The sequence below is a fragment of the Clostridium cuniculi genome (genome assembly GCF_004353185.1).
In the GTDB taxonomy this organism is placed as follows: Bacteria; Bacillota; Clostridia; order Clostridiales; family Clostridiaceae; genus Clostridium; species Clostridium cuniculi.
This window is the reverse complement of the sequence record NZ_SMUS01000002.1, coordinates 1-26792: the sequence shown is the minus strand read 5'-3', so window position 1 is coordinate 26792 and position 26792 is coordinate 1. Positions and strand designations below refer to the sequence as shown.

The window sequence follows — 26792 nt, the reverse complement described above, 5'->3', positions numbered from 1 at the left end:
CTCCACAATTATCTTATATAATGAAAGTGTAGACTGATTGAGGAGCGTGATTTATATGGATGATATACCACTGAAAAATAATGAAATAAAAATATTTAACAGGATAAGTAGTTCATATATATAACAAATGAGTTTACTCTCAATAATTCTATTTGTGTATATATGAACTCTAAAGGAGGACATTATGGCACAAGAATTATTAAGAATAATTAGAGAAAATAATATTAGTGAATTAAGACAAGTATTACAAAGAATGAATAGTGTTGATATTGCAAAGAGTATGGAAGAGTTAGAAGGTAAATATTTGTTGCTAGTATTTAGATTATTAACTAAGGATACATCGGCAGAAGTGTTTTCATATTTAGATAAAGAATCTCAAGAAAAGATAATTGAATTAATTACAGATGATGAAGTAAAAGAAATAATTGAAAATTTATTTTTGGACGACACTGTAGATATAATAGAAGAATTACCAGCTAATGTAGTAGGTAAAATAATTTCCAATACTTCATTAGAAAAGAGAAAGTTAATAAATCAATTCTTAAAATACGAAGAGGATTCTGCTGGTGCTATTATGACCATAGAATTCATAGATTTTAAAGAAGGTATGACTATAAAAGAAGCTATAGATTATACAAGAAAAACTGGTGTAGATAAAGAATCATTAGATAATTGTTTTATAATTGATAGGGAAAGAAGATTAAAAGGAATTATCTCATTAAAAGATTTAATTTTAAGTGATGAAAATATGTTGGTTTCAGATGTTATGGAGACTAATATAGTTTCTGTTAAAACTTTTGAAGATCAAGAGAGGGTAGCTGCTTTATTCAAAACTTATGATTTACTTTCTATGCCGGTAGTAGATATTGAAAATAGATTAGTTGGGATTATAACAGTAGATGATATTGTAGATATTATTGAACAAGAAAATACAGAAGATTTTCAAAAAATGGCTGCAATGGAGCCAAATGAACAACCATATTTAAAAACTCCAGTTTTAACATTAGCAAAAAATAGAATAGTATGGCTTTTAGTATTAATGATATCTGCAACAGTTACTGGATCAATAATACAAGGATTTGAAGATGTTCTTCAATCTGTAGTAATACTAGCATCATTTATTCCAATGTTAATGGATACTGGAGGTAATTCAGGATCTCAGTCATCTACATTAGTTATAAGAGGATTGGCACTTGGAGAAATTACTACAAAGGACTTTTTAAAAGTAATATTTAAAGAATTTAGAGTGAGTATTGTAGTTGCGACTATTTTAGCGATAGTAAACTTTTTAAGATTATATTTATTTACTAGTGCAGATCTTATGATTTCTCTTACAGTATGTGCTAGCCTATTCTTTACTGTAATATTAGCAAAAGTTATAGGAGGAGTTTTACCTATAATATCAAAGAAGTTAAAACTAGATCCTGCAATAATGGCAAGTCCGCTTATTACAACAATAGTAGATGCTTTTGCATTAATAGTTTATTTTGGTTTTGCAAAGCTACTTTTAGGAATATAATATTAATAAAAGGGATAAGTTTTACCTCATCCCTTTTATGAATTTATTATGGCATCTATAGTTATTTGCATTTTTTCTTCTAAGTTTTTATCTTCTAATAATACGGTAGATATTAAATCTACAAGATACATAGTTGAAAACTGAGAGTTTATAAATTTATGTCTACCTATAAAACGAGTGTTATAAACTTTTAATATTATATCTGAATAAGCTGTTATTAAACTTTCATCAAAGCTTGTTATACAAGCAGTTTTAGCACCATTTTTTTTAGAAACCTTTAAGGCATTTACAAGCTCCTTTGTTTCACCGGATATAGAAAATCCTATAACAAGGTCCTCAGGAGATGTTATTGAACTATTAATAATCATCATATGAGAGTCTGAGATACAATGTACATTAAATCCCATTCTTATTAATCTTTGCATCATTTCAGTAGCTGTTAAACCAGAACTACCAACTCCATAAAGATATATTTTATTAGCTTTTTTAATTTCTTCAACTATATTAAGTATAGCAGATTTATCTATAAGTGAATTTGTTCTTTCAATTACTTCGTTGTAATGGTTATAGACGCTTGAAAAAATGCTATCACTATCGATAGGTTTGTTATCATTAGTGCTTAAATTAATTTGCATTTTCATTTCAACAAAGCTATCACAACCAATTTTTTTAGAGAATCTAGTAATAGTAGAACTAGAAGTTCCTGTTATTTTAGCTAACTCTATTATATTTATATTTTTAATCATATCAGGTTGATGTAAGATATAATTAGCAATAGCTTTTTCTTTATCTGAAAAGTTATTATATTTTTGTTGTATCTCGCATATAATATTCAATTAAAACCCTCCATAGTACAGTGATATATTTAATAATACCATAATTCTTTTTTTTATAAAATAAGAGATAGAGGCATAATAGTCTCCATCTCTTATATATAAGTATTTTATAATGCTTTTTGAACTTCTTCGCTAAACTTCTTTGCTATAAGTTGTGGTCTAGTAATAGCGCTACCAACTACTACTGAATAAGCACCCATTTCTAAAGCTTTTCTAGCTTTTTCAGGAGTATCAAAATTACCTTCAGCTATAACTGGAATCTTACACTTTTCAATTAGTGTAGAAAGAACTTGGAAGTTATTCATACCTTCAGATTGTTTAGTATATCCAATTAATGTTGTTCCTACAAAGTGGAAGCCTAATTTTTCAGCTCTTAATCCTTCTTCAACTGTTGAAATATCAGCCATAAACTTTTGATTAGGGTACTTAGATATAACCTCCTTAAGGAAGGTTTCATCTTGATTTATAGTAGCATCTAAAGCTACTACATCTATACCTTCTTCAACTAATGCATCAACTTCCTTCATTGTAGGAGTAATATATGGAATCATATTATCATAATCCTGTTTTATTATTCCGATGATAGGTAAATCAACCTCTGATTTTATTGCTTGAATATCAGCTACGGTATTAGCACGTATACCAATTGCGCCACCTTCTTTAGCAGCCAAAGCCATTTTACCCATTATGAAGGAGCTATGTAGTGGTTCATTTGGTAGTGCTTGACATGATACAATTAATCCTTTATTCATTACTTTCACTCCTTATAAATTATTCTTTATCTATTATTTCATTAATTTTTTGTTTTAAAGGATCTGCTTTTGCTCCAAATATAGCTTGGATTCCACCTTTAACTTCAAGGACAGCAGTAGCCCCTAGGGATTTTATCTTATCTTTATCTACTTTGCTTACATCTTTAACAGCTACTCTTAATCTTGTAATACAAGCATCAACATCATCTAAGTTTTCTTTTCCACCTAGTGCAGCTAAGATTTCGGCAGCAACTTCACTCATAGAATCTTTAGTAACAACTTTAACTTCTTCAGTGTTATCTTCTCTACCTGGAGTAGGAACATTGAATTTAGTAATTAAGACTCTAAAAGTTACATAGTATAATATAGCCCATACAATACCTATTAATATTACATAAATCCAGTTTGTTTTTTCGTTACCTTGTAATATACCGAATAGTGAAAAATCAATTAATCCACCAGAGAATGTATTTCCAATTGATACATTTAATATATCTGTTAAGAAGAATGCTAATCCATCAAAGAAAGCATGTACTACATATAGCCAAGGAGCTACGAATAAGAACATGAATTCAATTGGTTCTGTAATACCAGTTATAAATGATGTAATTGCAGCACCTAAGAATAAACCAGCAACAGTTTTTCTCTTATTTTTTGGAACACAGTGATACATTGCTAAGCAAGCAGCAGGTAGACCAAACATCATTGTTACAAAACGTCCAGCAAAAAATCTAGTACCTTCTGTAAATAAACCTACATGATTTGGATCAGCTAACTCAGCAAAGAATATATTTTGTGCGCCAATTACAGTTTGTCCAGCAACTTGAGCAACCCCACCTAATTCTGTATACCAGAATAATGGGTAAATCATGTGATGCAACCCAACAGCACCAGTTAATCTTAATAAGAATCCGTAAAGGAAAGTTCCTATAGGACCTAAGTTAGCAATAGCATTTCCAGCACTAACTAACCAACCTTGGAAAGTAGGCCATATTAAGAAAAATATTGCAGCAACACCAATAGCAGAGAATGAAGAAACTATTGGAACAAATCTTGATCCACCAAAGAATCCTAGTACTGCAGGTAATTGAATGTTGTGATATCTATTATGTAAGTATGCAACTAATGAACCTATAACTATAGAACCAACAACCCCTGTATCGATTGATTCAACAGCAGGATTGAAAGCACTAATCATTCCTTTAATAGAGGCGTTCATTACAAGAAATGCAACAGCACCAGCCAGTGCGGCAGTACCTTTATCTTTTTTTGCAAGTCCAACTGAAAGACCTATACACATTATAAGTGCTAAATTACTGAATACTACGTCTCCGGCAGATGACATTATTTTAAATATACCTTGTAACCAAGAAATATCCAGAAACGGATAAGCTTGTACAGTATTAGGATTTGATAGGGCACCACCGATTCCTAATAATAAACCAGCTGCAGGTAATATTGCAATTGGTAACATAAATGATTTTCCGATTTTTTGAAGCTGTTTAAACATAATATCCTCCTTTATTTTATAAAATTATTTTCATAATTGCAATAATAATGAAAAAGTTTTTCTTTGAATATGTTTACAATATACCATGAAATTATTTTCGTTTCAATAGGATAAATGAAAATAATTTTAAGGTTTTATTATAAAATTTTTTTAAAATAAGATATATTTACTTTAAATGTTGCAAGAATCATAGTTATAATATTAAAGAGAAAAATTTTTGGAGGTTAGTATGACTAGCATATTAATAGTTGATGATGAAAAGAAAATATGTGAATTTATAAAAGCATTTTTAGATAATGAAGGTTATTGTACAGATGTTGCTTATGATGGCAATAGTGCTATAGATAAGATAAATTCAAAAGAATATGACTTAATAATATTAGATAGAATGATTCCATATATAAGTGGAGAGGAAATATGTGAATATATAAGAAAAAAGTCTGAAGTTCCTATAATTATGTTAACTGCTAGAATAGAAGATGAAGATAGGATAGATGGTTTTAAGCTAGGTTGTGATGATTATATTTGTAAGCCTTTTAATATTAATGAATTAGTATTAAGAGTTAAAGCTATTTTAAAGAGAAGTAGTGGCTCATATGATAAGAAAATAATAAGCTATGGTGAAGAGTTAGAAATAAATACTGAAACCCATGAAGTTAAGGTTAGAGGAAAATATGTAATTTTAACTAATACAGAATATAAAATATTACTTACACTAATAAATAATCCTAAGAAGATATATTCAAGAGAGAAATTACTAGAAAGTACTATTGAAGGATATTATGAAAAAGGTGATAGGGCTATAGATAGTCATATAAAGAATTTACGTCAAAAGATAGAAGTTGATTCGCGAAATCCTAGAATAATTCAAACTGTATATGGGGTAGGATATAGGTTTGGATTATAGAAATAAATTAAAATCAATAAATAGTAAACTTATAATATCTTTCACTTTTATCATGATTGTAACTATTATAGCTATAAGATTTTTTGTAAATACAAATTTTAAAAATTCTTTTGAAAAGTATGTTGATGATAGTAATAAAACAGAAATAAATCATTTAATTGAATTTGATTTAAAAAGTATATATTTAAATGGTAATTGGGATATTGAACTTATAGAAAACCTAGGGATAGATTCTATAAGAAAAGGAATTGCAATTGAAATATATGATGAAAACAATAATAAAGTATGGAGTGTATTTGAAGATGAGAAGGTACTATCAGATAATACTTTAAATGAAATAAGTAAAAATATGCAGAGTATAGAAAAGAAATGGAATAGCTATTTTGAGGAATTTAAGATTGATATTAGAGATATTAGTGGAAATCCAGTTGGATATGCTTATATAGGGCATTATGCTTCTACTTATTATATGGAAAATGATGTTGAATTTTTTTATGCTGCTAATAGGATTATAGCTATAATAGGTGCTATTTCTATAGGGAGTATTATAATAATTTCAATAATAATATCTAGGTCTATAGCTAATCCTATTTCTAAAGTTTCAAAAATGACTAAATTTATAGGTGAGGGAAATTATAAAAATGAAGTAACTTATAAGAGTAATATAAGTGAAATTGATGATCTCATAAAGGCTATAAATAAATTATCTAATGAGTTAAATGAACAGGAAAATTTAAGAAAACAACTAACCGGCGATATAGCTCATGAACTTAGAACACCACTTACAAGTATAAAGGGACATTTGGATACAATTATTGCTGGAATTTGGGAACCTACTAATGAAAGACTTAATAGTATAAATGAAGAGGTAACAAGAATTGCAAATCTTGTTGATGAGTTAAGAAAGTTAGCTAAATTTGATACTGAAAAAAATAATTTGAATAAAGAAATAGTGAATTTAAAAAATTATATAAAAACTATTTCTTATAATTATGAAGGGAAAGCTCTTGAAAAAAATATAGTAATTAAATATGACTTAGAGGATTTAGAGGTATTAGTTGATAAAGAAAAGTTTGCACAAGTAATTGTAAATATATTATCTAATGCTATTAAATATAATAATGGAAATAGTGAAATATACGTTAAAACTTTTATGAAAGATAACAATATTAACATAAGTATTAAAGATAGTGGAATTGGTATACCTGAAAGTGAACTTAAAAATATATTTGAACGTTTTTATAGGGTAGATAAATCAAGAGGAGCTAATGAAAAAGGAATGGGTGTGGGACTTACAATATCTAAATCTATTGTAAATGCTCATGGTGGAGAAATAAAAGTTTTTAGTGAAGTTAATAAGGGTTCAGAATTTATAATTATTTTGCCTAATGAAAATTAAGTTATGCACTTATAAACAAGTATTTGGAAAAAATGTGAATTAAAGTGTGGATTGTTTTTTTATTTGTGTGGATAATTTTTTTAATTTTGTCTTAAAAATAAAGTAGAGCCTAGCATCCGGCGAAGGACAAACTAGACTCTACAGGTAATTAGCACTTTAACGTACCAACTGCTTGTTTATAATAACATCTTTCCAAAATGATTTCAAGAGCTTTTATTTAAGGTAAGCATTATAAAAAATTATTAAATCTAAAATTACAGAAAAATTTATGGTTTATTTAGAAAAATTGTTTAATAAAAGAGTAAAATTTCTTTTAAAAGAATAATATTAATGGTTTACCAAGGTTTTAATAGCGGAGTTAAGTTGACAGTTGAAACTGTATGTTTTATAATAAAGTCACGATGTTAATCATCAATTGAAAATTGAATAGGTAAAAGCGTTTATGACCTATTAACCTAACATGGGGGCGTTTTGGCTTCGACGGGGGTAAGATGGGTTTGATAAGCGGGCCGAGTAAAGCATGGACGACTCGTTAATAAGCTATGCATTAAATATAAACGCAGAAGAAAATTTTGCATTAGCAGCTTAATATAGCTTGCTCATCAGTCCAGGATGCCTACGTCTTGGGTAGCTGGTGTCATTAAAGTAGGGAACGAAGTCTAGCAAAGCTTTGAGCTAGAGGGGTATTTATGAAGCTAGGGAATTAGGAGTTTGTTTGTGAGCGAACTAAGGACCGAAATTTTAGTCACAAACTACGCTCGTAGAAAGTCAGGCTGGTCTGCTTTCGGACAGGGGTTCGATACCCCTCGCCTCCACCATGAAACCCACGAAAATCAATATAGATTTTCGTGGGTTATTTTAATGCAATAAATTCTTATTGATAATTTTTTTTATTTTACAAAGTGAACTTAAGATTAATTAAAAGCATAGAAGATATTAAAGTTGCTTAAAATAATAATGTTTATTTTTTTTGGCACAGATTGAATAATTATTGGCGCAAAATGATGTTAAAAAATGTTTTATAGTTTGTATAATGAAATCATCAAGCAAAACTTAAATTTAGGGAGGAAATTATGATGAAAAATAAAACTGCATTAATTACAGGAGCATCAAGTGGGATTGGAAAGGAATTTGCAAAGTTACATGCATCAAGAGGTGGAGACTTAGTAGTTGTTGCAAGAAGTAAGGATAAACTAAATGAATTAAAAAGAGAGCTTGAGAATAAATACAGAATAAAAGTAATGGTGATTGTAAAAGATTTATCGTTAAGAAATTCAGCACAGGAGATTTATGATGAGGTTAAAAATGCAAATATAAAAATAGATTATTTAATTAATAATGCTGGATTTGGTGGTAGAGGTGAGTTTCATATACGTTCTATGGAGCAAGATATTCAAATGATAGAAGTAAATGTTATTACGCTTACAAAATTAACTAAGTTATTTTTACCTGACTTTGTTAAGCGTGGGGATGGTAGAATATTAAATGTTTCTTCTACGGCTTCAATTATGCCAGGTCCATTACAAGCAGTTTATTATGCTACAAAGGCATATGTTACTTCATTTAGTAATGCTGTATGGCAAGAAATTAAAGGTACTGGTGTAACTATTACTACATTAATGCCAGGTGCCATGGATACAGGTTTTGCTAAAGCATCAGATATGAGTAATACTCCATTATTTGCAAAGACTGTTAGTCCAGTTGATGTTGCAAAAGATGGGTATGAGGGTATGTTAAAAGGAGAATTAAATGTAATTTCAGGAGTATCACTACTTCAAAGAATGTTTTTAGCATTGGCTCCATTTACACCTAAAAAAATAATGATGAAACAAATTTATGAAATGCAGAAGGAAAAATAATAAAATAGAATGGAGTATCTTTTATGAAGCGTTTTATTATTGATGGTAGGTATAGTTCACTTCTTTTATCAGTAGGGTTGCCTTTACGTGAAATATTAATAAAATCAGGGTTGCCAGAGGATTTATTTAGTAGAAAGAATATAAGATTAACACAAGATGAATACTTTCGTTTTATGGAAAGCATTGGTGAAATAATTCCTGATGAAAGTAAACTAATAAAAATTGCAACTGCAGAAGGTATTGAAACTTTTTCTCCGCCTATTTTTGCTGCTTTTTGTAGCAAAAATGCTCAGACTTGCATAGAGCGTTTAGCACAGTATAAGAAGCTTATTGGGCCTATGATTTTTATTATAAGAAAAGAAGAAAAGAACTTTACAGTAGAATTAACAACAGAAGAAAAATATAATAAAATACCTTTATTTTTAGAAGTTTCAGAGTTTGTTTTTTTGATTAATTTAATTAGGATAGCAACTAAAGAGAATATAATTCCCTTGAAAATAACATTACAGAATTCAATTAATGATAAAGAGTTAGAAAAATATTTTGGTTGTAAGCTTCAGAAAGGGAATAAAAGTGCTTTGACTTTATCACTTAATGACTCCCTTAAACCATTTGTTAGTGAGAATGAAGTAATGTGGGATTATTTCGAGCCGGAGCTTAAGCGAAGATTGTCTGAGTTAGAAGTAGAAGATTCTTTTGGAGCAAGAGTAAGGAGTTCATTAATAGAGTTATTGCCTATAGGATGTAGTGGTATTGAAGATGTAGCATTAAAACTTGGAATTAGTAAGCGTACACTTCAACGGAAATTGACAGAAGAAAAAACAACATTTCAAAAGCAATTAAATCATACACGTGAATTGTTAGCAAAGAACTATATAAAAAATACAGACATGGTAAGTGATGATATTGCCTTTTTATTAGGATATAAAGATTTGAATTCATTCTTAAGAGCATTTCAAATTTGGACTGGTATGACTATTACTGAATATAAAAAATCTTTGCAGAGAAAATTATAATGTGTATTTTAAGAAAGTAGGATGAAGATATGAAAAAGCTTTTAATATATTATTCACATGATGGAAATACAAAATTTGTTGCAGAAACAATATCAAAAATAATAGAAGCAGATATTATGGAACTCATACCGGAAGAAAATATAAATATAACAGGAATAATGAAAATCTCCTGGGGGGTACGTCAACTTATTACACATCCAAAACCTAAATTGTTAAGAAATAATATAAATCCGTCTGATTATGATATGATTGTAATAGGTACTCCAGTTTGGTCTTATACATTTTCGCCACCGATAAATACTTTTTTTAATGAATATAAATTATCAGGGAAAAAAGTTGCTATCTTTTGTTGCCATGGAGGACAGAAAGGAAAAACAATAGAGAAAATAAAAGAATGTTTAAAGGGAAATATAATTATTGGAGAAAATGATTTTTTAGAACCGTTAAAATATAGAAAAGAAGAAAATTTAAAAAAAATTATAGAATGGGCTAATAATATATCGAAGTAACAAGGAAAATAATAACTTTTATTATGTTGTTTATATGAAATTTATAAGATATATGATATTTATAAATACATATAGAGAAGGAATAGGAGAGTGAAATATGATTTATATAATAATATTTCCAGTATATATTTAGCTTAATCATATTAAAAATCTTCCCATAAATCTATATGTTAGATTTCTGTATAACTTTTCTTTAATAGGTATACATACTTAAAAATTGTAATAAAAATCCTTTTAATAACTTTAAATGGAAATTAGATACTAAAAATGGAAAATATAACTTGTTGAGTAAAATAGTAAAAAATCAAGATAAATCCTTAAAAAATAAGTTAAATTTAAATAATTGAAGATATAGCTTTTTACTTATATTCACATTAGTGATAATATTTATAGCAAGACTAGTCAAGCAATAATTATTAAGACAAATAAAAGATTAAGAAATTACTACCATTGAATGGGAGTGGCGAAAGCCACCTTTTTTATTATATAAAAAATAAAAATGATTAATTTCTAAGAGAAAAAATAATTACATAATTATTACATAACACACTTAGGTATAAATTTAAAAATCTATACCTAAACACTAATATAAATTATATATAACATTAAAAAGTGTAGGAAAATCTACACTTTTTAATATTATTAAGGAGGATGATTTTTTAATGTTTAAGGTTGATGATTATATAATGTACGGTAGGACAGGAGTATGTAAAGTTATAGATATAACTAATGAGAAATTTATAAATGGTGAGGAAAGAAAATATTATGTATTAAGTCCTATTCATAATAATAATACAATAATAAAAATTCCTTTAGATAATACTAAAATTCCGATGAGAAAGATAATTTCTAAAGAAGATGTGACTTCATTAATAAATGATATGTCTAATATGGAGGCATTATGGATAGATGATGAAAAAAAAAGAAGCAATGAATTTAAAACCATGCTTAAAAGTGGTAAATGCGAGGACTTAATTAAATTAATATCTAATAAAAGGCATTCTAAAAAATTAAATAAAGCAGACAAAGAGATTATAAAAGAAGCAGAAAGATTAGTAAATGAAGAGTTTGCAATTATTTTAAATATTTCGCCTAAGGAAGTGAATTCATATATATCAAGTAAAAGAGCTTAATGAAATATTTTTTATGTATTTTTTGTAGCATAATACTTCCTTCACCATCAATAATTCCAGCAATATAAGCTTTTTATGTTTCTGTCATAAGATCCCCTTTTCTGAAAATATTATCTATTTAAATATAATATGTGATTTTAAATAGATAATATTTCATAGTAAATATAATGCTATAATAATATTTAAGTTATAAATTTAATTTATGAATTAAATATTATATTTCTATTAGTTGAATGATGTAAAATTTGGTATAATCTTATATGTAAGAATGTTAAAAAAAAAACAAAGTTTAATTAAAAAATAATTCTGGAGTTGTAAATCAAATTAACATATACAATTTTATAGAAAATTTTAAAATAGACATTTAAGAGGAGTGGGACTATGTTTAGAAATAAATACTTTACAACTGGAATAGGAATATACATAAGTTATTTTATGTTAGGTATGGCTCTTATTTTACTTTCATCAAACATGGAATTTGTAACAAAGCAATTAAATACAGATGTAGCAGGAATTACTTTTTTAATTTCAATAGAAGGGATAGTACGTTCAGCAGCAGTATATATTAGTGGAAGATTATCAGATAAATTTGGAAGAAAACAGATTTTATGTTTATCTCCCATATTTGAAATAGTTTTTTTATTTGGTATACCTTTTGTACATGACTATAAAATGGCTGTATTACTATCAGTATTTGCAGGGCTATCACATGCTTTTGTAGATTCTTCAAGTTACCCTTCCTTAATGGAATGTTTTCCAGAAACTCCAGGAACAGCAACTGTTATAGTAAAAGCTTTTATAGCAATTGGTGGTATAATGTTACCAATAATAATAGCATTTTTTGTGAATAGGAATATGTTTTATGGAAATACATTTTTCTTAATTGCAATAATGTATCTTATAAATAGTTTATTTTTGTTTACTAGAAAATTTCCTAAACCAAACCAAACAGAAGTATCTGAAGATGGAAAAATATTAAATGAAAAAAACTTCATTTCAGAACCAGTATTAAAAAAAGAAGGATTAACTATTATAATAATAGGATTTACATCTAATGCTATATATACAGCATTTCAAATATGGATGCCTACATATGGTCAAAATATTTTAGGTATGAGTCAAGTGGATTCTTTAAAATTAATAACATATTATAGTATTGGATCTCTTGTTTCAGTTTTTATATTAGCAAAACTTTTACAAAAGACAGTAAAGCCAGTATTAGTACTAGTTATATATCCAATAATAGGAATAATTTCACTTATATTAGTATTACTAATAAGAACGGAAATAGTTACAACAATAGGTTTTACTTTAATAGGGCTATCATCAGCTGGAGTATTACAAATGGCACAAACTACAATGGGTGAACTTTTTTGGAAAAACAAAGGTGCAACAATGGGAATGGTTTCTACAGCTGGGGGGATAGCATCAGCAGTTGTTCCAGCCTTAACAGGAATAATTCTAAAATATTATGATATTTTACATGTATTTTATTTTATTATGATAATATTTTTAGTAGGAATATCTTGTGCTATTTTTACAAAAATAAGATATGATAAAGTTATTGCAAGTAATTAAATATTATATTCATAAATTTTATTTATATTTTTAAAGTTGATAGATTTAAACAGGTTTGATAGGATAAGCGTAATTATTTGTTCGACGGAATGAATAATTATTAGATCTAGTAGATTAGCTTAACTTATAAAGATTATTAAGAATACCAAGGATTGTGATAAAAAATTAGGACTATAATAAAAAATAAAAATTTCAAGAATAAAATTATTTTTGGAGCTAAGGAGAGTTTATAAATTATAAAATAATTTATTCTTTGTTAATTTAAAGTAAATATTTACATTGACAAAGAATAAGTTTTTAAATATAATTTAAGCATAATAATATATGGATCGTTACTGATAAATATTTAGTCAGGCGTGACCTAAATTAATGGATATGTATAAGTATAGGCATATTCTAATTTAGGTCACCTTTTTTTATTGATTAAAATAATTTTAAAATTACTTAAGATTAATAATAATAATATTAATATTATTATTATGGAGGTATTATGCGTGTTAAAAAGGTATTTAATAATAATGTTGTATTAGTTGTAAATGATCTTCAAGAAGAACAAATTGTTATGGGGAAGGGAATAGGATTTAATAAGTATCCTAAGGATTTAATAGATACTAGTAAAATAGAAAAAAGATTTATTTTTAATAATAAACAATCATTGAATGAACTTTATATATTATTAGATAGGATACCATTAAAATATATAGAGCTTACTAGTGAAATAATTGAAATGGGAAAAGAGAATATAGGTTATGATTTGAATGATAATATTCTAATAACTTTGTCAGATCATATTAGTTATATGCTAAAGAGAATTGATGATGGATTATTTTTTAGAAATCCTTTGCAATATGAAATAAAACAAATATATCCTAAAGAATATGAGTTTTCAAAAAAGGCAGTCGAATATTTAAGAGTAAAAACTAATAAGGATATTCCAGATTCAGAAGTTTCTTTTATAGCATTACATTTTGCTAATGCTCATTTAGAAACTACTAATATGGAAGAAACTTTATTAGTAACCAAAATAATAGACAATATATTAGATATAATAAAATATAATTATGGACTAGATATGAATGAAAATTCTTTTGATAATACTAGATTTATAGCTCATTTACGCTGTTTTATAGATAGGCAATTAAAAAATCAATGTGTAGATGTAGATACTTCTTTATTAAAAATAATAAAGATTAAATATAAAAATGATTTTAAATGTGCAGAAAATATAAAGAATTTTTTAGAAAAAACATATAATTGGAATGTTAATGAAAATGAATTACTATATTTAACTTTACATTTAAATAGATTATCAATAGTAGGCAATAAAAAATAAAAAATAAATATTTGTAGGATCGTTACTGATTAGCAGGCGTGACCTAAGTTTAATAGTTTAACATATAAGTATTGATGTAACTTAAATATATAATAATAATTTATACATCTTTATATATTCATTTAATGGATAATATGTTTTTCTAATAAGCTTAGGTCTTTTTATATAAATTTTTAAGTTTGAAGGGAGAGCTTTATATGAAGTTTGAAAAAGAAGCTGAAGAAATTATAAAATTAGTTGGGGGAAAAGATAATATTGTAAGTTTAGTACATTGTGCTACTAGATTACGTTTTAAACTAAAAAATACATCAATAGCTAATAAGGAAGAAATCGAGAAAATGAAAGATGTATTATCTGTTGTAAATAGTGGAGGACAATATCAAGTTGTAATTGGTAATAAGGTTACTGATTATTTTGATACTATTTCAAAGAAAGTAGGATTAAAGGAAAATTCTGTTGATGAAAAAGGAGAAAAAGTATCAATAATATCTATGATTTTTGAAACTATATCAGGGGCTTTTTCACCATTAATACCAGCTTTAGCAGGAGCAGGAATGGTAAAGGCTTTATTAACTGTATTAACATCATTTGGCTTAATGTCTGATGCAACAACTACTTATGCTATATTATCAGCTGCTGGAAATGGTGTATTTTATTTATTGCCTGTATTTTTAGGTATAACTTTAGCTAAGAAATTAGGTGCTAATATGTTTGTTGGAGGAGCTATTGGGGCCGCACTTTTAGATCCAAGTTATACAGCACTAATTGGTTCGGAAGGGATTGTAGATTTTTTAGGAATAAATGTAACTCCGATTGATTATGCATCAAGTGTATTTCCTATTTTTGTAACAATATTTATTTACTATTGGGTTGATAAATTATTAAAGAAAATAATTTTAAAAGATTTACAATTATTTTTAGTTCCAATGTTTTCATTATTAATTATGGTTCCATTAACAGTTATTTTGTTTGGACCATTTGGAACTAATGTTGGTAATATTATTTCTAATTCTGTAATGTGGTTAATTGAAAGAAGCAATCTATTAGCGGGAATAGTTTTAGGTGCAGGAATGCCTTTCTTAGCAGTGTTTGGTCTACATTGGGGATTTACACCTATTACATTACAAAATCTTTCTACTACTGGAGGAGATCCTATAGAGGGTGCAGCAGTTGCGGCTGTATTTGCTCAAATTGGTATAGCTTTAGGATTATTTTTAAAGTCTAAAAAACATACGGAGTTGAGATCTTTAACTGGCTCAACAGCTATTACTGGAATATTAGCAGGTGTTACTGAACCAATTATTTATGGTGTTATTTTAAGATATAAAAGAACAATTCCTATATTAGCCATAGCTGGTGGTATTGGAGGAGCTATATGTGGAGCTTTTGGAGTAACATGTAATGCTTATGTTTTCCACAATATTTTTTCAGCACCAGTCTATACTCCATTTTTAGGATACGTTCTAGGTATAGGAACAGCATTAATAATAGGTACTATATTAGCTTATTTCTTTGGGCTTAAAGATGAAGAAATTAAACAAATGGAAGAAGAAAGCAAAAGCTTAGTTAAAGAAAATGAAGAAAAGATAAATGGAGAATTAGATGCTATAGAAGAAGTAGTTTCACCTATTAAAGGAGAACAAATTGATTTGTCAGAAGTAGAAGATGAAGTTTTTGCATCAGGAGCAGTAGGGGTAGGAGTAGCTATTATTCCGGAAGTTGGAGAAGTTTTAGCTCCTGTAAATGGAACAGTAACAACAATTTTTCCTACAAAGCATGCAATAGGTATAGTATCAGATAATGGAGCTGAAATATTAATACATATTGGATTAAATACAGTGGCATTAGATGGAAAATACTATAATGTTCATATTAATTCGGGAGATAAAGTTGTTAAAGGGCAAAAACTTGTATCATTTGATATAGAAGCAATAAAAAATGAAGGATATAGTATAGTAACACCTGTTTTAATAACAAATACAACAGACTTAAAGGATATTATTGTTATAGAAAATAAATCAATAGATAAAAGAAATACTATTATAAAAGTAGTTCATTAAAATATGGAGGTATTTAAAATGGCATTATCAAAGAATTTTTTATGGGGAGGAGCTGTCGCAGCTCATCAAGTAGAAGGTGGATATAATAAAGGAGGAAAGGGAATAAGTATTGCAGATGTTATGACAGCGGGAACCCATACAATTCCAAGAAAAATAACAGATGGAATAATTGAGGGAAATTATTATCCTAATCATGAAGGAATAAACTTTTATGAATATTATAAAGATGATATAAAATTATTTGCAGAAATGGGCTTTAAATGTTTTAGAACAAGTATTGCATGGACTAGGATTTTTCCAAATGGTGATGATGTAGAACCAAATGAAGAAGGTCTTAAATTCTATGATAACTTATTTGATGAATTATTAAAATATGATATTGAGCCTGTAATAACTTTAAGTCATTTTGAAATGCCATATAACTTAGTTAAAAATTATGGTGGATGGCGTAATCGTAAATTAATTGATTTCTTTGTAAGATTTTGCGAAGTCGTAATGACTAGATATAAAAATAAAGTTAAGTATTGGATGACCTTTAATGAAATTAATAATCAAACTATAACTACTAATCCAATATATGCATTTACTAATTCAGGGATTATATATAAAGAATATGAAAATAAGGAGGAAGTTATGTTCCAAGCGGCTCATTATGAGTTTGTAGCAAGTGCTAAGGTAGTTAAGATTGGGCATAATATTAATCCAGATTTTAAAATTGGATGTATGGTTGCAGCTATGCCAAGTTATCCTTATTCATGTAATCCAGAAGATATAATGAAAGCTGAAATTGCTAATAGAGAACAACTTATGTTTACAGATGTACATGTTAGAGGTAGATATCCAAAGCATACATTAAAGTTATGGGAAAGAAATAACTTTAAATTAGATATAACTAAGGAAGATGAAGAGATATTAAAAGGGGGAACAGTTGATTTTATAGGATGTAGTTATTATTTAACTACAGTAGTAACTGCTAATGAAGATATAAAGAGAACAGGTAATGATTCAGCTGGTAAAGCAGATGTAGTTGAAAATCCATATTTGAAGACTTCAGATTGGGGATGGACTATTGATCCAGTTGGTCTTAGATTCTATTTAAATCAATTATATGATAGATATGAAATTCCAATATTTATAGTTGAAAATGGGTTTGGAGCTATAGATGTTTTAAAAAATGATTTGACTATAGATGATGATAATAGAATAGAGTATTTAACTAACCATATAAGAGAAATGAAAAAAGCTATAGAAATAGATGGAGTTGAAGTTATAGGCTATACAACTTGGGGATGTATAGATCCAATTTCATTTACAACAGGTGAAATGAAAAAACGTTATGGATTTATATACGTTGATAGAAATAATGATGGAAGTGGATCATTAAAGAGATATAAGAAAAAATCCTTTGATTGGTATAAGGATATTATTAAAAATAATGGTGAAAATATTAAATAAAAATATATTTTTATTTAATTTAAGTATAAACAAGTAAATTGCAGCTTTAAGAAGTTTTTCAGAATATTTATCATTTCTAGGTGTTACATCTTTAAATCTTTTAATATTGATTATGCTTTCTTCTTTTTAGTTGACAGATTTAAACAGATTTGATAGGATAAGCTTATAAATGAATAAGCGTAATTATTTGTTCGCCGGAATGAATAGTTATTAGAGCCAGTAGATTAACCTTAGGCTTTATGGTTAATCTATTGGCTCTTTTTGTTTGAAAGGAGAGGTATTATGAAACAATATGAAAACTTAAATTTGGATAGTTTACTATCTGAATTAAATGGCGCAGAAGAATATGGATTAAGCAATGAGCAGGTTGAGGAAAGGTTAGTGAAATATGGTAAAAATACCATACAAACTACTAAGAAAAAGACAATTTTGCAACATCTGATTTCTTCTTTTAAAGATATTACAATCATTATTCTTTTTGTTGCTGTTATTTTATCAACTTATGTAGCGTTGACAACACACTCAGATAATTTGACAGAGCCTATAGTTATTATAGGGATAATTATTTTAAATTTAGTATTGTCTATTCGTGAGCAAGTAAAAGCTGAAAAATCTATGGAGGCTTTAAAGGAATATAATGTTTTAAATAGTAAAGTAATTCGTAGTGGTAAGGTAAAATATATTAATTCTGAGTTACTTGTTCCAGGAGATATAATTCTTTTAAGTACAGGAGATAGAATACCAGCAGATGCTAGGATTTTAAGTGAATCTAGTCTAATGGTAGATGAATCTTTATTAACTGGTGAAAGTGAACCTGTATCAAAAGATGCTAATTTTATTCCAGAGGATATAAGTAGTGTTGGAGATCGTAAACATATGATATTTTCTGGATCACTAGTAGTAGCTGGTAAATGTACAGCAATGATAATAACTACAGGAGTTGAAACAGAAATTGGTAGAATTTCTAAGATGCTTACTAATGAAGAAGCAGGATTATCACCATTACAAATAAGAATGCAAAAGCTGGGTAAAACTTTAAGTGTTGTTGCAATTATTTCAGCTTTAATTTCCGTATTTATTGGTTGGGCATATGGTGATAGTATTACAAGTATGCTAATGGTTGCAATATCTGTTGCTGTTGCAGCAATACCAGAGGTAATGCCTGTTGTAGTAACTATTTCTTTGGCTTATGGTATTAGTAATATGGCGAAGAAAAATACTATTGTAAGAACTCCAACTTCAGTAGAGACAATTGGAAATATATCTGTAATTTGTTCAGATAAAACAGGAACTTTAACGCAAAATAAAATGCGTATAGAAAAAGTATGGACAGTGAAAACAGAGGCTAAAGATGCTAATGAGAAATTTACAGAGGATGAGAATTATTTGTTAAAACTTTTATTCTTATCAAGTAGCTCTAATTTAGAGAAAGATAGTAATATCGGTAATCCAACAGAATTATCAATTGCAAATTTAGCTTATAATAAGATAGATAATTTAATAAGTGAACTAAGTGGATATGAAAGAATTCATGAAATTCCATTTGATTCTACAAGAAAACGTATGACTGTTTTATATAAAACAAATAATGGGTATTTATCAATAACAAAGGGAGCGATAGATAGATTACCATTGGAACAATCTGATGATATGAATATTAAAATGAAAAAAGTACATGATGAGTTTGCAGAAAAAGCACTTCGTGTAATTGGAGTTGCATTTAAGTATTTTAGTGAGTTACCTGAAGAAATATCATCTGAATACTTAGAAGAAGGATTAAGCTTTTATGGATTAGTAGGAATTATTGATCCTCCGAGAGAAGAAAGTAAACATGCTGTTCAAATAGCAAAAGAAGCTGGTGTAAAGACTATAATGATTACAGGAGATCATTTAAGTACTGCAAAAGCTATAGCTGAACAAATTGGTATTTTATATGGCGATAAAAAGGTTATGGATGGTACGACATTAAACAATATGTCGGATGAAGAGTTAAGTGATATTATTGATGATTATAGAGTATTTGCTAGAACTTCTCCAGAAGACAAAATAAGATTAGTAAAAGCATTACAAAGTAAAGGAGAAATTGTTGCAATGACTGGAGATGGTGTTAATGATGCACCAGCATTAAAGGCCGCTGATGTTGGAATAGCAATGGGATCTGGTACTGATGTTGCTAAGGAATCTTCAGATATAATATTATTGGATGATAATTTCTCTACAATTGTAACTGCTATTGAAGAGGGACGTAGAGTTTATGCTAATATAAGAAAATCAATTTATGCTATGCTTGGTTGTAATGTATCAGCAATTTTAATAGTTATATTATCATTGATTTTTGGATGGGGAGCACCTGTTACAGCAATTCAATTATTAATTATTAAGGTAGTTGCAGATGGTATACCAGGATTTAGTTTATGCGTTGAGAAGGCTGAGCCTGATGTTATGAAGCAATTACCATTGAAAAAAGGGACAAGTATCTTTGCTGATGGAATGATAGGAAAAATTATTAATATATCACTTGTTTTTACAATTACAACTTTATTACCTGTTTATATAGGGTCACATATTAATATAGGTAATGTAGAAGCAAGTCCAATAGTTGCACAGTCTATGACATTTGTTGTTATGGGACTTACAACAATTGTTCACATGTATAATTGTAGAAGTCATCTTTCAATTTTTAAAGTTGGATTTACAGGTAATAAATTATTATTAGGTACAACAATTATGGGAGCAATAATACTAATATTAATTACAGCAATACCACAAGTTGCGGCTATTTTTAATTTAACATCATTAGGATTTGGACATTGGATTTTAGTTATAATTTTATCAATTTTTCCTTTAGTTTTTATTGAAGTTCAAAAAGGCTTAGGTAAATTTGGAAAATTATAAAATTTTATTTTACTAGTTAACTTCAATATAATAAAAATAAGTTTGAATATGTAGTTTAGAATAATATTAAAATAAGAGAAAGGCATGTGTAGGAGAACTTTTAGAATTCGCAATAATAGTATCAAATCCAGCTCCAGCACATGCCGATAATTTTACTTTAATTTCAAAAAATAATAATTAAGTATTAAATATCATTAGGGAAATGAAGATGCACGCTTTTATCTTATGAAGTATGTTCTCGTATATAATAGTAAATGCCTTACCGATATTGATTTTTGTAAATTTAGAAATTTTTTTCTTTCATTTTATTTAATATTCAACTACTATTATTTATATAACTAAAAATAAATCAAGAATATGTTATTAAACAAAAGATAAAAAATATTAGTTTTATTAACTTAATTATATATTTGGATAAAGTTCATTTAATTAAGGGGTGGAATAGATGGTAAAGAATACGTATGATAAGCAGAGAAAGTATACTATAGAAGATTTGGAGGAAATATTAGATAAGCTGCCTTATCAAATATGGTTAAAAGATTCAGACGGAAAACACATTTACATAAATAAATTAGGTGCTGAAAATATAGGCTTACCTAAAGAGAGTATAATTGGGAAAACTGACTTTGAAATTAGAGATTATGATATGGCTGAAAATTGTGTTAAAACAGATAAAATTTTAATAGACAAAAATCATCATATATATAATGAAGAATATACAAATATAGATGGACAAGAAGTTTGTTACAAAGTTAGTAAATTTAAATTAGAAAGAGATAATAATAAAAACTATATTTTAGGAGGTATAGCAGAAGATATAAGTTTGGATAAAAATATACAATTGAAATTAGAAAATAATCTTTTAGGATATTTAGATAAGGATACAATAGAATATGATAGTAACGGATTTTTAAATTCTATAATTGAAAATTTAAAAAAAACTATATACTGCAAAGAAGTAGAAGCATTTGTTTATAACGAAGATGAAAAAAAATTTACATCATACTTTAGTTCTAATGAGAAGAATAGAATTTTTGACGAAAACTTAGAAATCTATATAAATGAAAAAATAGAGAATAAATTACTTTCTAATGAATTTCAGAAAGATAGATACGATGATATATATGATAGGATAGTTAAATATCAAAGATATAATATAGAGGATGAGTTAAAAATTAAGCATATAAAGCTATCTAATAAATTAATAGGACTAGTTTTCATATTTTATGATAAAAATAACAAAGAGGTATGCATGGATGAAGCATTTTTAGAGCAGATATTAACTAAAATAGCCATTATATTAAAACAAATTAAAAATAAATATGATATATTATCAATAAAGGAAGAAAAGAAAAAGTTAGAAGATATAATTGAGTTAGAATGTATAAAATCAGATTTTTTTGATAGAATATCTCATGAATTTAGAACACCAATTAATATAATACTTTCTGTTATTCAACTATTACTTTCCAATAATAATGAGATTAATAATAAATTAAATTATAAAAGCTATTTACCTATTTTAAAACAAAATTCTTATAGATTACTACGTTTAGTTAATAATAGTATAGATGCAGCAAGATTAAGTAATAATTTTTATGATTTAAAATTAAAGAATTATAATATTATAAGTGTAGTAGAAGATATAACTATGTATGCATTAAGGTGTTTAAAGGAAACAAAACGAAATATAATTTTTGATACAGATGAAGAAGAGGTAATTTTAGCCTGTGACTTAGATAAGATAGAAAAGATTATTTTAAATTTAATATCTAATGCAATTAAATTTTCGGAAACAAATACAGACATAAATGTAAATATAAGAACGGACTTAAAATCAGAGAAGGTATTTATCTCAATTAGGAATTATGGACAAGTTATCAAAAAAGAAGATAGGGAAATTATATTTGGAAAGTGTACTCAAATAGATGATTTATTAATAAGAAGAAGTGAAGGTTCTGGAGTAGGATTATTTTTAGTAAGAAAATTTGCAGAGATTCATAATGGTGGTATATACATAGATGATTTAGATGAATGTACTCAGTTTACATTATATTTACCTATAACATGTGTAGAGAAAGAAGGTGTGTATGAGAGAGAAGATGATGATTTGCTGATAGAAAAATGTAACATAGAATTTTCTGATATATATTTATAGTAAAAATATCAGTTAATAATCTTGACGTACAAGTGATTGAATACGTTATACTTAAAATATAATTGTAAATAAATTAAGGGGATGAGATTAAAATGAAAAGGTTAATAAGTTGTTACGCTAGTGATTTTATAAACATGAAAAGGGATGAATTAAAAAATGCAATTTTAGCAAGTGAAGGAAGAACAATTTTAGGAGAAACTGTGGTAACTGCTGCACCACTTTTAGAAGGTGTAACAAATGCAGAGGTTATGTCTTCCTTTGGAGCAGATATGATATTGTTAAATGAATTTGATGTATTTGAAAAGAAAATTAATGGAATGGAATATGAAGAAAATCCAATAAAAAAAATTAAACACCTTGTAGGAAGACCTATAGGAATAAATTTAGAACCAGTAGATGAAAGTGCAGCTTTAATAGATGAAAAAGTAAATTTATCTTTAGGAAGACTTGCAACAGTAAAGACTTTTTGTGAAGCTGAAAAGTTAGGTGTTGATTTTATATGTTTAACAGGTAATCCCTCTACAGGAGTATCAAACGAAGCAATAAATAAGTGTATTGATATTGCAAAAAAACATTATTCTGGATTAGTTTTTGCAGGAAAAATGCATGGAGCAGGAATGTTGGAAAATATATTAGATGAAAAAATGATACTTTCATTTATAGATAATGGAGCAGATGGAGTTTTACTTCCAGCAGTAGGAACAGTTCCGGGAATAAATGAAAATTTATTATCAGATATAGTTAGAAAAATAAAGGAGAAAAAAGCATTAGTAATGTGTGCAATTGGAACAAGTCAAGAAAGTGCGGATGAAGAAACAATTAGATTAATAGGTATCAGTAACAAAAGGGTTGGGGCTGATATTCATCATATTGGAGATGGAGGATATGGAAGAATGGCGGATCCTGAAAATATTATGGCTCTATCAATAGCTGTAAGAGGAAAGAGGCATACATATTTTAAGATGGCTCAATCAGTAAATAGATAAAGTAAAATAAGAATGGATTAAATCTAGAGTTCCTTTATTATAGCTGGATTTCGCAATATAATTTCTTGTGATAAAATTATTATAGTTATAAGTGTATAGATGCGGGGGAAGGTGATTAATATATATAATAAACAGCTTGAAACATTTATTTCTGTAGCAGATGCAGGAAGTTTTAATAAAGCAGCAGAGAATATGTTTATTACTCCTACAGCTGTTATTAAACAAATAAATTTATTAGAAAATTCACTTAATTTGAAGTTATTTATAAGAACAAATCAGGGCGTTATTCTTACCGAATCAGGAAAATCTTTTTATAATGATGTAAAATATATAATTCAGTATTCAAGAGATTCAGTAATGCGAGCTAGAAACGCTATGAATAAGTCTGAAAATATTATTCGTATAGGGACTTCATTAATGACACCAGGACAATTTCTTATGGAAAGTTGCCCTAATATACATGAATTAGTTAAAGATATTAAGTTTGAATTGGTACCTTTTGAAAATACTCCAGAAAATGCAAGGGAAATTTTAAAAAATCTTGGACATAATTTTGATATTATTGCTGGGATATTCGATGATAAACTATTAGAGTATCGAGAGTGTGCAGGTCTTGAGTTAAAAATAGAGCCAATACGTTGTGCAGTATCTATCTATCATCCATTAGCAAGTAAGAAATCAATAGCTGTTAAAGATTTATATGGGGAGAATTTAATGATACTGAAAAGAGGAAGTTTTAGTAGTTTAGATAATTTAAGAGAAGATTTATGGAGGAATCATCCACAGATAAATATTATAGATTTTGATTTTTATAGTTTGGATGTATTCAATAGATGTGAAAATAGTAATAATATTTTAATAGCAGTAGATCCATGGAAAAATGCACATCCATTATTAAAAATATTACCAGTAGAATGGGATTATACTGTACCTTATGGACTTCTTCATTCGCAAAATCCGTCATTACTTATAAAAAAATTTCTAGATGTCGTTAAAAAGATTTCTTTTTAATAAAACTATATATTTGTTATAACTATAAGGTTATAACGATGAACTAATTGAGACTTCGAAAGAAGCCTCTTTTTTTTTATAATTTAGATATAAATAGTAAAAAATAATTAAATCGTAACTATAGGCTATAGAAAACTAATATATGAAGATGTGTTTGAAGTTTTTAAAGAATGTTATTAGGAGGAGAGTTATGAGTAAAAATATACTAGTTTTATCAGGAAGTCCAAGGAAAGGTGGAAATTCAGATTTATTATGCGATGAATTTATACGTGGAGCCGTTGAAAGTGGAAATAAGGTTGAAAAAATATTTATTAGAGATAAAAAAATAGCTTATTGTACTGGATGCTATTATTGTGGAAAGAGTGATGGAATTTGTGCTATTAAAGATGATATGAAAGATATACTGGACAAAATGCATATGGCAGATGTGATTGTAATGTCAAGTCCAGTATATTTTTATTCTATTGATGCACAGATGAAGACAGTTATTGATAGAACATTAGCGCAGTGGACAAAAATTAAAAATAAAGAGTTTTATTACATTATGACTGCAGCAGATGACAGCAAAAATGCTATGGCATGTACACTTGAATGTTTTCGTGGATTTGCTAGTTGCATAAGTGGTTCAAAGGAAATGGGTGTTATTTATGGAACAGGAGCTCATGAAGCTGGTAGTATTAAAAATCATCCAGCTATGAATGAAGCTTATCTTATGGGAAGAGGCGTATAATAATTATGAAATATCGTACTTTAGGAAAAGATTTAAAAGTATCAGCTGTTGGATTAGGGTGTATGGGAATGAGTCATGCCTATGGAGCACCAGCTGATAAAAATGAAATGAGTAGGCTTTTAGCACAAGCTATTGATCTTGGTTATACTTTTTTCGATACAGCAGAAGTATATGGAACACCTACTAATCCACATGATAATGAGGAGCTTATTGGAAAAGCATTAAAAGAATATAGGAATAATGTTGTAATTGCTACAAAGTTTGGTATTCACTTTGATATGACAAGTACTAGTGTTAATAAACCATTAATACCAGATTCAAGACCAGAGACAATACGTAAATCTGTTGAAAATTCTTTAATGAGGCTTGGAACTGATTATATTGACTTATACTATCAGCATCGTACAGATCATAATGTTCCAATTGAAGAAGTAGCAGGTGTTATGTCTGATTTAATAAAAGAAGGGAAAATTACCCATTGGGGATTATCTGAAGCTACAGAAGAAACCATTCGACGTGCACAAGCAGTATGTCCTGTTACAGCAGTACAAAATAGATATTCCATGATGGCAAGACAACATGAATCATTATTTCCTGTACTAGAAGAACTAGGAATTGGATTTGTACCATTTTCGCCTATGGCTAATGGTTTTCTGACTGGTAAATATAATAAGAATACTATTTTTGAATCAGAAATGGACTACCGTAGTATAATGCCTCAATTTAAACCAGAAGCATATGATTTAAATCAGAAGCTATTACAACTTCTTCAAAGATTTGCAGAAGAAAAGAATGCAACACAAGCACAGATATCTCTTGCATGGATGATATGTAAGAAGCCTTGGATTGTACCGATTCCAGGAACAAGAAAGCTAGAGAGATTAAAGGAAAATGCAGGTTCTTCTGAGATAATTTTAACTGATGAGGAGATAAAAAGACTTGATGATGCCCTAGACAATATAGAGATGTCTGAGGTATTTGGTGGGTCTAAAGTTGTTAAGGAATAATTATATAAACATGGGGCTGTCGCACTAAATAATTAGTGCGACAGCCCCTTTTGCTAAAAAAATAAATCCTAGACTCTATAAGCCTAGGATTTATGGTAAAATATTTTTCATGCTAACAAAAAAAATCTTACAACAAAAT

20 protein-coding genes and 1 other RNA gene are annotated in these 26792 nt (G+C 27.8%); 18 read left to right on the top strand and 3 right to left on the bottom strand.

Annotation, left to right across the window (positions count from 1 at the left end; translation table 11 throughout):
- Positions 1-184: 184 nt before the first annotated feature.
- Entirely contained in the window at positions 185-1519 is a 1335-nt protein-coding gene (mgtE, locus tag EJJ37_RS00955) for a magnesium transporter (protein WP_133013719.1), read from the top strand.
- Between the two features lie 35 nt (positions 1520-1554).
- Here the strand turns inward: mgtE and EJJ37_RS00950 are convergent, their stop codons facing one another.
- From EJJ37_RS00950 to EJJ37_RS00940, 3 genes are all read right to left on the bottom strand, one after another.
- On the bottom strand, positions 1555-2355 hold the full coding sequence (locus tag EJJ37_RS00950; protein ID WP_133013718.1) for a MurR/RpiR family transcriptional regulator: 801 nt from the start codon (positions 2353-2355) through the stop codon (positions 1555-1557).
- 107 nt (positions 2356-2462) lie between these two features.
- Complete coding sequence (locus EJJ37_RS00945; protein ID WP_133013717.1) at positions 2463-3107, bottom strand: N-acetylmannosamine-6-phosphate 2-epimerase; 645 nt, start codon at positions 3105-3107, stop codon at positions 2463-2465.
- Positions 3108-3126: 19 nt separating this feature from the next.
- On the bottom strand, positions 3127-4617 hold the full coding sequence (locus tag EJJ37_RS00940) for a PTS transporter subunit EIIC (RefSeq protein WP_133013716.1): 1491 nt from the start codon (positions 4615-4617) through the stop codon (positions 3127-3129).
- Between the two features lie 229 nt (positions 4618-4846).
- Between EJJ37_RS00940 and EJJ37_RS00935 the strand changes: the two genes are divergently transcribed.
- The 17 genes from EJJ37_RS00935 to EJJ37_RS00855 all read left to right on the top strand — a co-directional run bounded on the left by EJJ37_RS00935 (position 4847) and on the right by EJJ37_RS00855 (position 26653).
- Positions 4847-5524 carry a response regulator transcription factor gene (locus EJJ37_RS00935; RefSeq protein WP_133013715.1) on the top strand — a complete coding sequence of 226 codons (678 nt, stop codon included), beginning with the start codon at positions 4847-4849 and terminating at the stop codon, positions 5522-5524.
- Positions 5514-6923, top strand: a complete 1410-nt coding sequence (locus EJJ37_RS00930) for a sensor histidine kinase (RefSeq protein ID WP_243124818.1) — start codon at positions 5514-5516, stop codon at positions 6921-6923. Before EJJ37_RS00935 ends, EJJ37_RS00930 begins: the two co-directional genes overlap by 11 nt.
- Before the next feature lie 462 nt (positions 6924-7385).
- Positions 7386-7741, top strand: a transfer-messenger RNA (tmRNA) gene (gene ssrA, locus EJJ37_RS00925).
- A gap of 255 nt (positions 7742-7996) precedes the next feature.
- On the top strand, positions 7997-8782 hold the full coding sequence (locus tag EJJ37_RS00920; protein ID WP_243124817.1) for an SDR family NAD(P)-dependent oxidoreductase: 786 nt from the start codon (positions 7997-7999) through the stop codon (positions 8780-8782).
- A gap of 23 nt (positions 8783-8805) precedes the next feature.
- The gene (locus EJJ37_RS00915; protein ID WP_133013714.1) at positions 8806-9798 is read left to right on the top strand and encodes an AraC family transcriptional regulator; all 993 of its coding nucleotides are present in this window, start codon (positions 8806-8808) and stop codon (positions 9796-9798) included.
- A gap of 29 nt (positions 9799-9827) precedes the next feature.
- The gene (locus EJJ37_RS00910) at positions 9828-10307 is read left to right on the top strand and encodes a flavodoxin family protein (protein ID WP_133013713.1); all 480 of its coding nucleotides are present in this window, start codon (positions 9828-9830) and stop codon (positions 10305-10307) included.
- A 662-nt stretch (positions 10308-10969) separates the two neighbouring features.
- A complete protein-coding gene (locus EJJ37_RS00905; RefSeq protein WP_133013712.1) occupies positions 10970-11440 on the top strand; it encodes a CarD family transcriptional regulator in 471 nt (156 codons plus the stop codon).
- 381 nt (positions 11441-11821) lie between these two features.
- Positions 11822-13018, top strand: coding sequence for an MFS transporter (locus EJJ37_RS00900; RefSeq protein ID WP_133013711.1), 1197 nt, complete (start codon positions 11822-11824; stop codon positions 13016-13018).
- Between the two features lie 490 nt (positions 13019-13508).
- Entirely contained in the window at positions 13509-14351 is an 843-nt protein-coding gene (locus EJJ37_RS00895; protein WP_133013710.1) for a PRD domain-containing protein, read from the top strand.
- A gap of 197 nt (positions 14352-14548) precedes the next feature.
- The gene (locus EJJ37_RS00890) at positions 14549-16411 is read left to right on the top strand and encodes a beta-glucoside-specific PTS transporter subunit IIABC (RefSeq protein ID WP_133013709.1); all 1863 of its coding nucleotides are present in this window, start codon (positions 14549-14551) and stop codon (positions 16409-16411) included.
- Between the two features lie 18 nt (positions 16412-16429).
- The gene (locus EJJ37_RS00885; protein WP_133013708.1) at positions 16430-17866 is read left to right on the top strand and encodes a 6-phospho-beta-glucosidase; all 1437 of its coding nucleotides are present in this window, start codon (positions 16430-16432) and stop codon (positions 17864-17866) included.
- A 282-nt stretch (positions 17867-18148) separates the two neighbouring features.
- On the top strand, positions 18149-20761 hold the full coding sequence (locus EJJ37_RS00880) for a cation-translocating P-type ATPase (RefSeq protein WP_133013707.1): 2613 nt from the start codon (positions 18149-18151) through the stop codon (positions 20759-20761).
- 445 nt (positions 20762-21206) lie between these two features.
- Entirely contained in the window at positions 21207-22919 is a 1713-nt protein-coding gene (locus tag EJJ37_RS00875) for a sensor histidine kinase (protein WP_133013706.1), read from the top strand.
- A gap of 92 nt (positions 22920-23011) precedes the next feature.
- Positions 23012-23905 carry a DUF7916 family protein gene (locus EJJ37_RS00870; RefSeq protein ID WP_133013705.1) on the top strand — a complete coding sequence of 298 codons (894 nt, stop codon included), beginning with the start codon at positions 23012-23014 and terminating at the stop codon, positions 23903-23905.
- A 120-nt stretch (positions 23906-24025) separates the two neighbouring features.
- Entirely contained in the window at positions 24026-24916 is an 891-nt protein-coding gene (locus EJJ37_RS00865) for a LysR family transcriptional regulator (protein WP_133013836.1), read from the top strand.
- A gap of 190 nt (positions 24917-25106) precedes the next feature.
- Complete coding sequence (locus tag EJJ37_RS00860) at positions 25107-25646, top strand: flavodoxin family protein (protein WP_133013704.1); 540 nt, start codon at positions 25107-25109, stop codon at positions 25644-25646.
- A gap of 5 nt (positions 25647-25651) precedes the next feature.
- A complete protein-coding gene (locus EJJ37_RS00855; RefSeq protein WP_133013703.1) occupies positions 25652-26653 on the top strand; it encodes an aldo/keto reductase in 1002 nt (333 codons plus the stop codon).
- Positions 26654-26792 lie beyond the last annotated feature (139 nt).

Coding starts and splice junctions, on each gene's coding strand:
- EJJ37_RS00940 (WP_133013716.1), bottom strand. CDS start 4,617: ATGTTTAAACAGCTTCAAAAAATCGGAAAATCATTTATGTTACCAATT.
- EJJ37_RS00915 (WP_133013714.1), top strand. CDS start 8,806: ATGAAGCGTTTTATTATTGATGGTAGGTATAGTTCACTTCTTTTATCA.
- EJJ37_RS00860 (WP_133013704.1), top strand. CDS start 25,107: ATGAGTAAAAATATACTAGTTTTATCAGGAAGTCCAAGGAAAGGTGGA.
- EJJ37_RS00855 (WP_133013703.1), top strand. CDS start 25,652: ATGAAATATCGTACTTTAGGAAAAGATTTAAAAGTATCAGCTGTTGGA.
- EJJ37_RS00870 (WP_133013705.1), top strand. CDS start 23,012: ATGAAAAGGTTAATAAGTTGTTACGCTAGTGATTTTATAAACATGAAA.
- EJJ37_RS00920 (WP_243124817.1), top strand. CDS start 7,997: ATGATGAAAAATAAAACTGCATTAATTACAGGAGCATCAAGTGGGATT.
- EJJ37_RS00890 (WP_133013709.1), top strand. CDS start 14,549: ATGAAGTTTGAAAAAGAAGCTGAAGAAATTATAAAATTAGTTGGGGGA.
- EJJ37_RS00885 (WP_133013708.1), top strand. CDS start 16,430: ATGGCATTATCAAAGAATTTTTTATGGGGAGGAGCTGTCGCAGCTCAT.
- EJJ37_RS00875 (WP_133013706.1), top strand. CDS start 21,207: ATGGTAAAGAATACGTATGATAAGCAGAGAAAGTATACTATAGAAGAT.
- EJJ37_RS00945 (WP_133013717.1), bottom strand. CDS start 3,107: ATGAATAAAGGATTAATTGTATCATGTCAAGCACTACCAAATGAACCA.
- EJJ37_RS00880 (WP_133013707.1), top strand. CDS start 18,149: ATGAAACAATATGAAAACTTAAATTTGGATAGTTTACTATCTGAATTA.
- EJJ37_RS00905 (WP_133013712.1), top strand. CDS start 10,970: ATGTTTAAGGTTGATGATTATATAATGTACGGTAGGACAGGAGTATGT.
- EJJ37_RS00895 (WP_133013710.1), top strand. CDS start 13,509: ATGCGTGTTAAAAAGGTATTTAATAATAATGTTGTATTAGTTGTAAAT.
- EJJ37_RS00910 (WP_133013713.1), top strand. CDS start 9,828: ATGAAAAAGCTTTTAATATATTATTCACATGATGGAAATACAAAATTT.
- EJJ37_RS00935 (WP_133013715.1), top strand. CDS start 4,847: ATGACTAGCATATTAATAGTTGATGATGAAAAGAAAATATGTGAATTT.
- mgtE (WP_133013719.1), top strand. CDS start 185: ATGGCACAAGAATTATTAAGAATAATTAGAGAAAATAATATTAGTGAA.
- EJJ37_RS00900 (WP_133013711.1), top strand. CDS start 11,822: ATGTTTAGAAATAAATACTTTACAACTGGAATAGGAATATACATAAGT.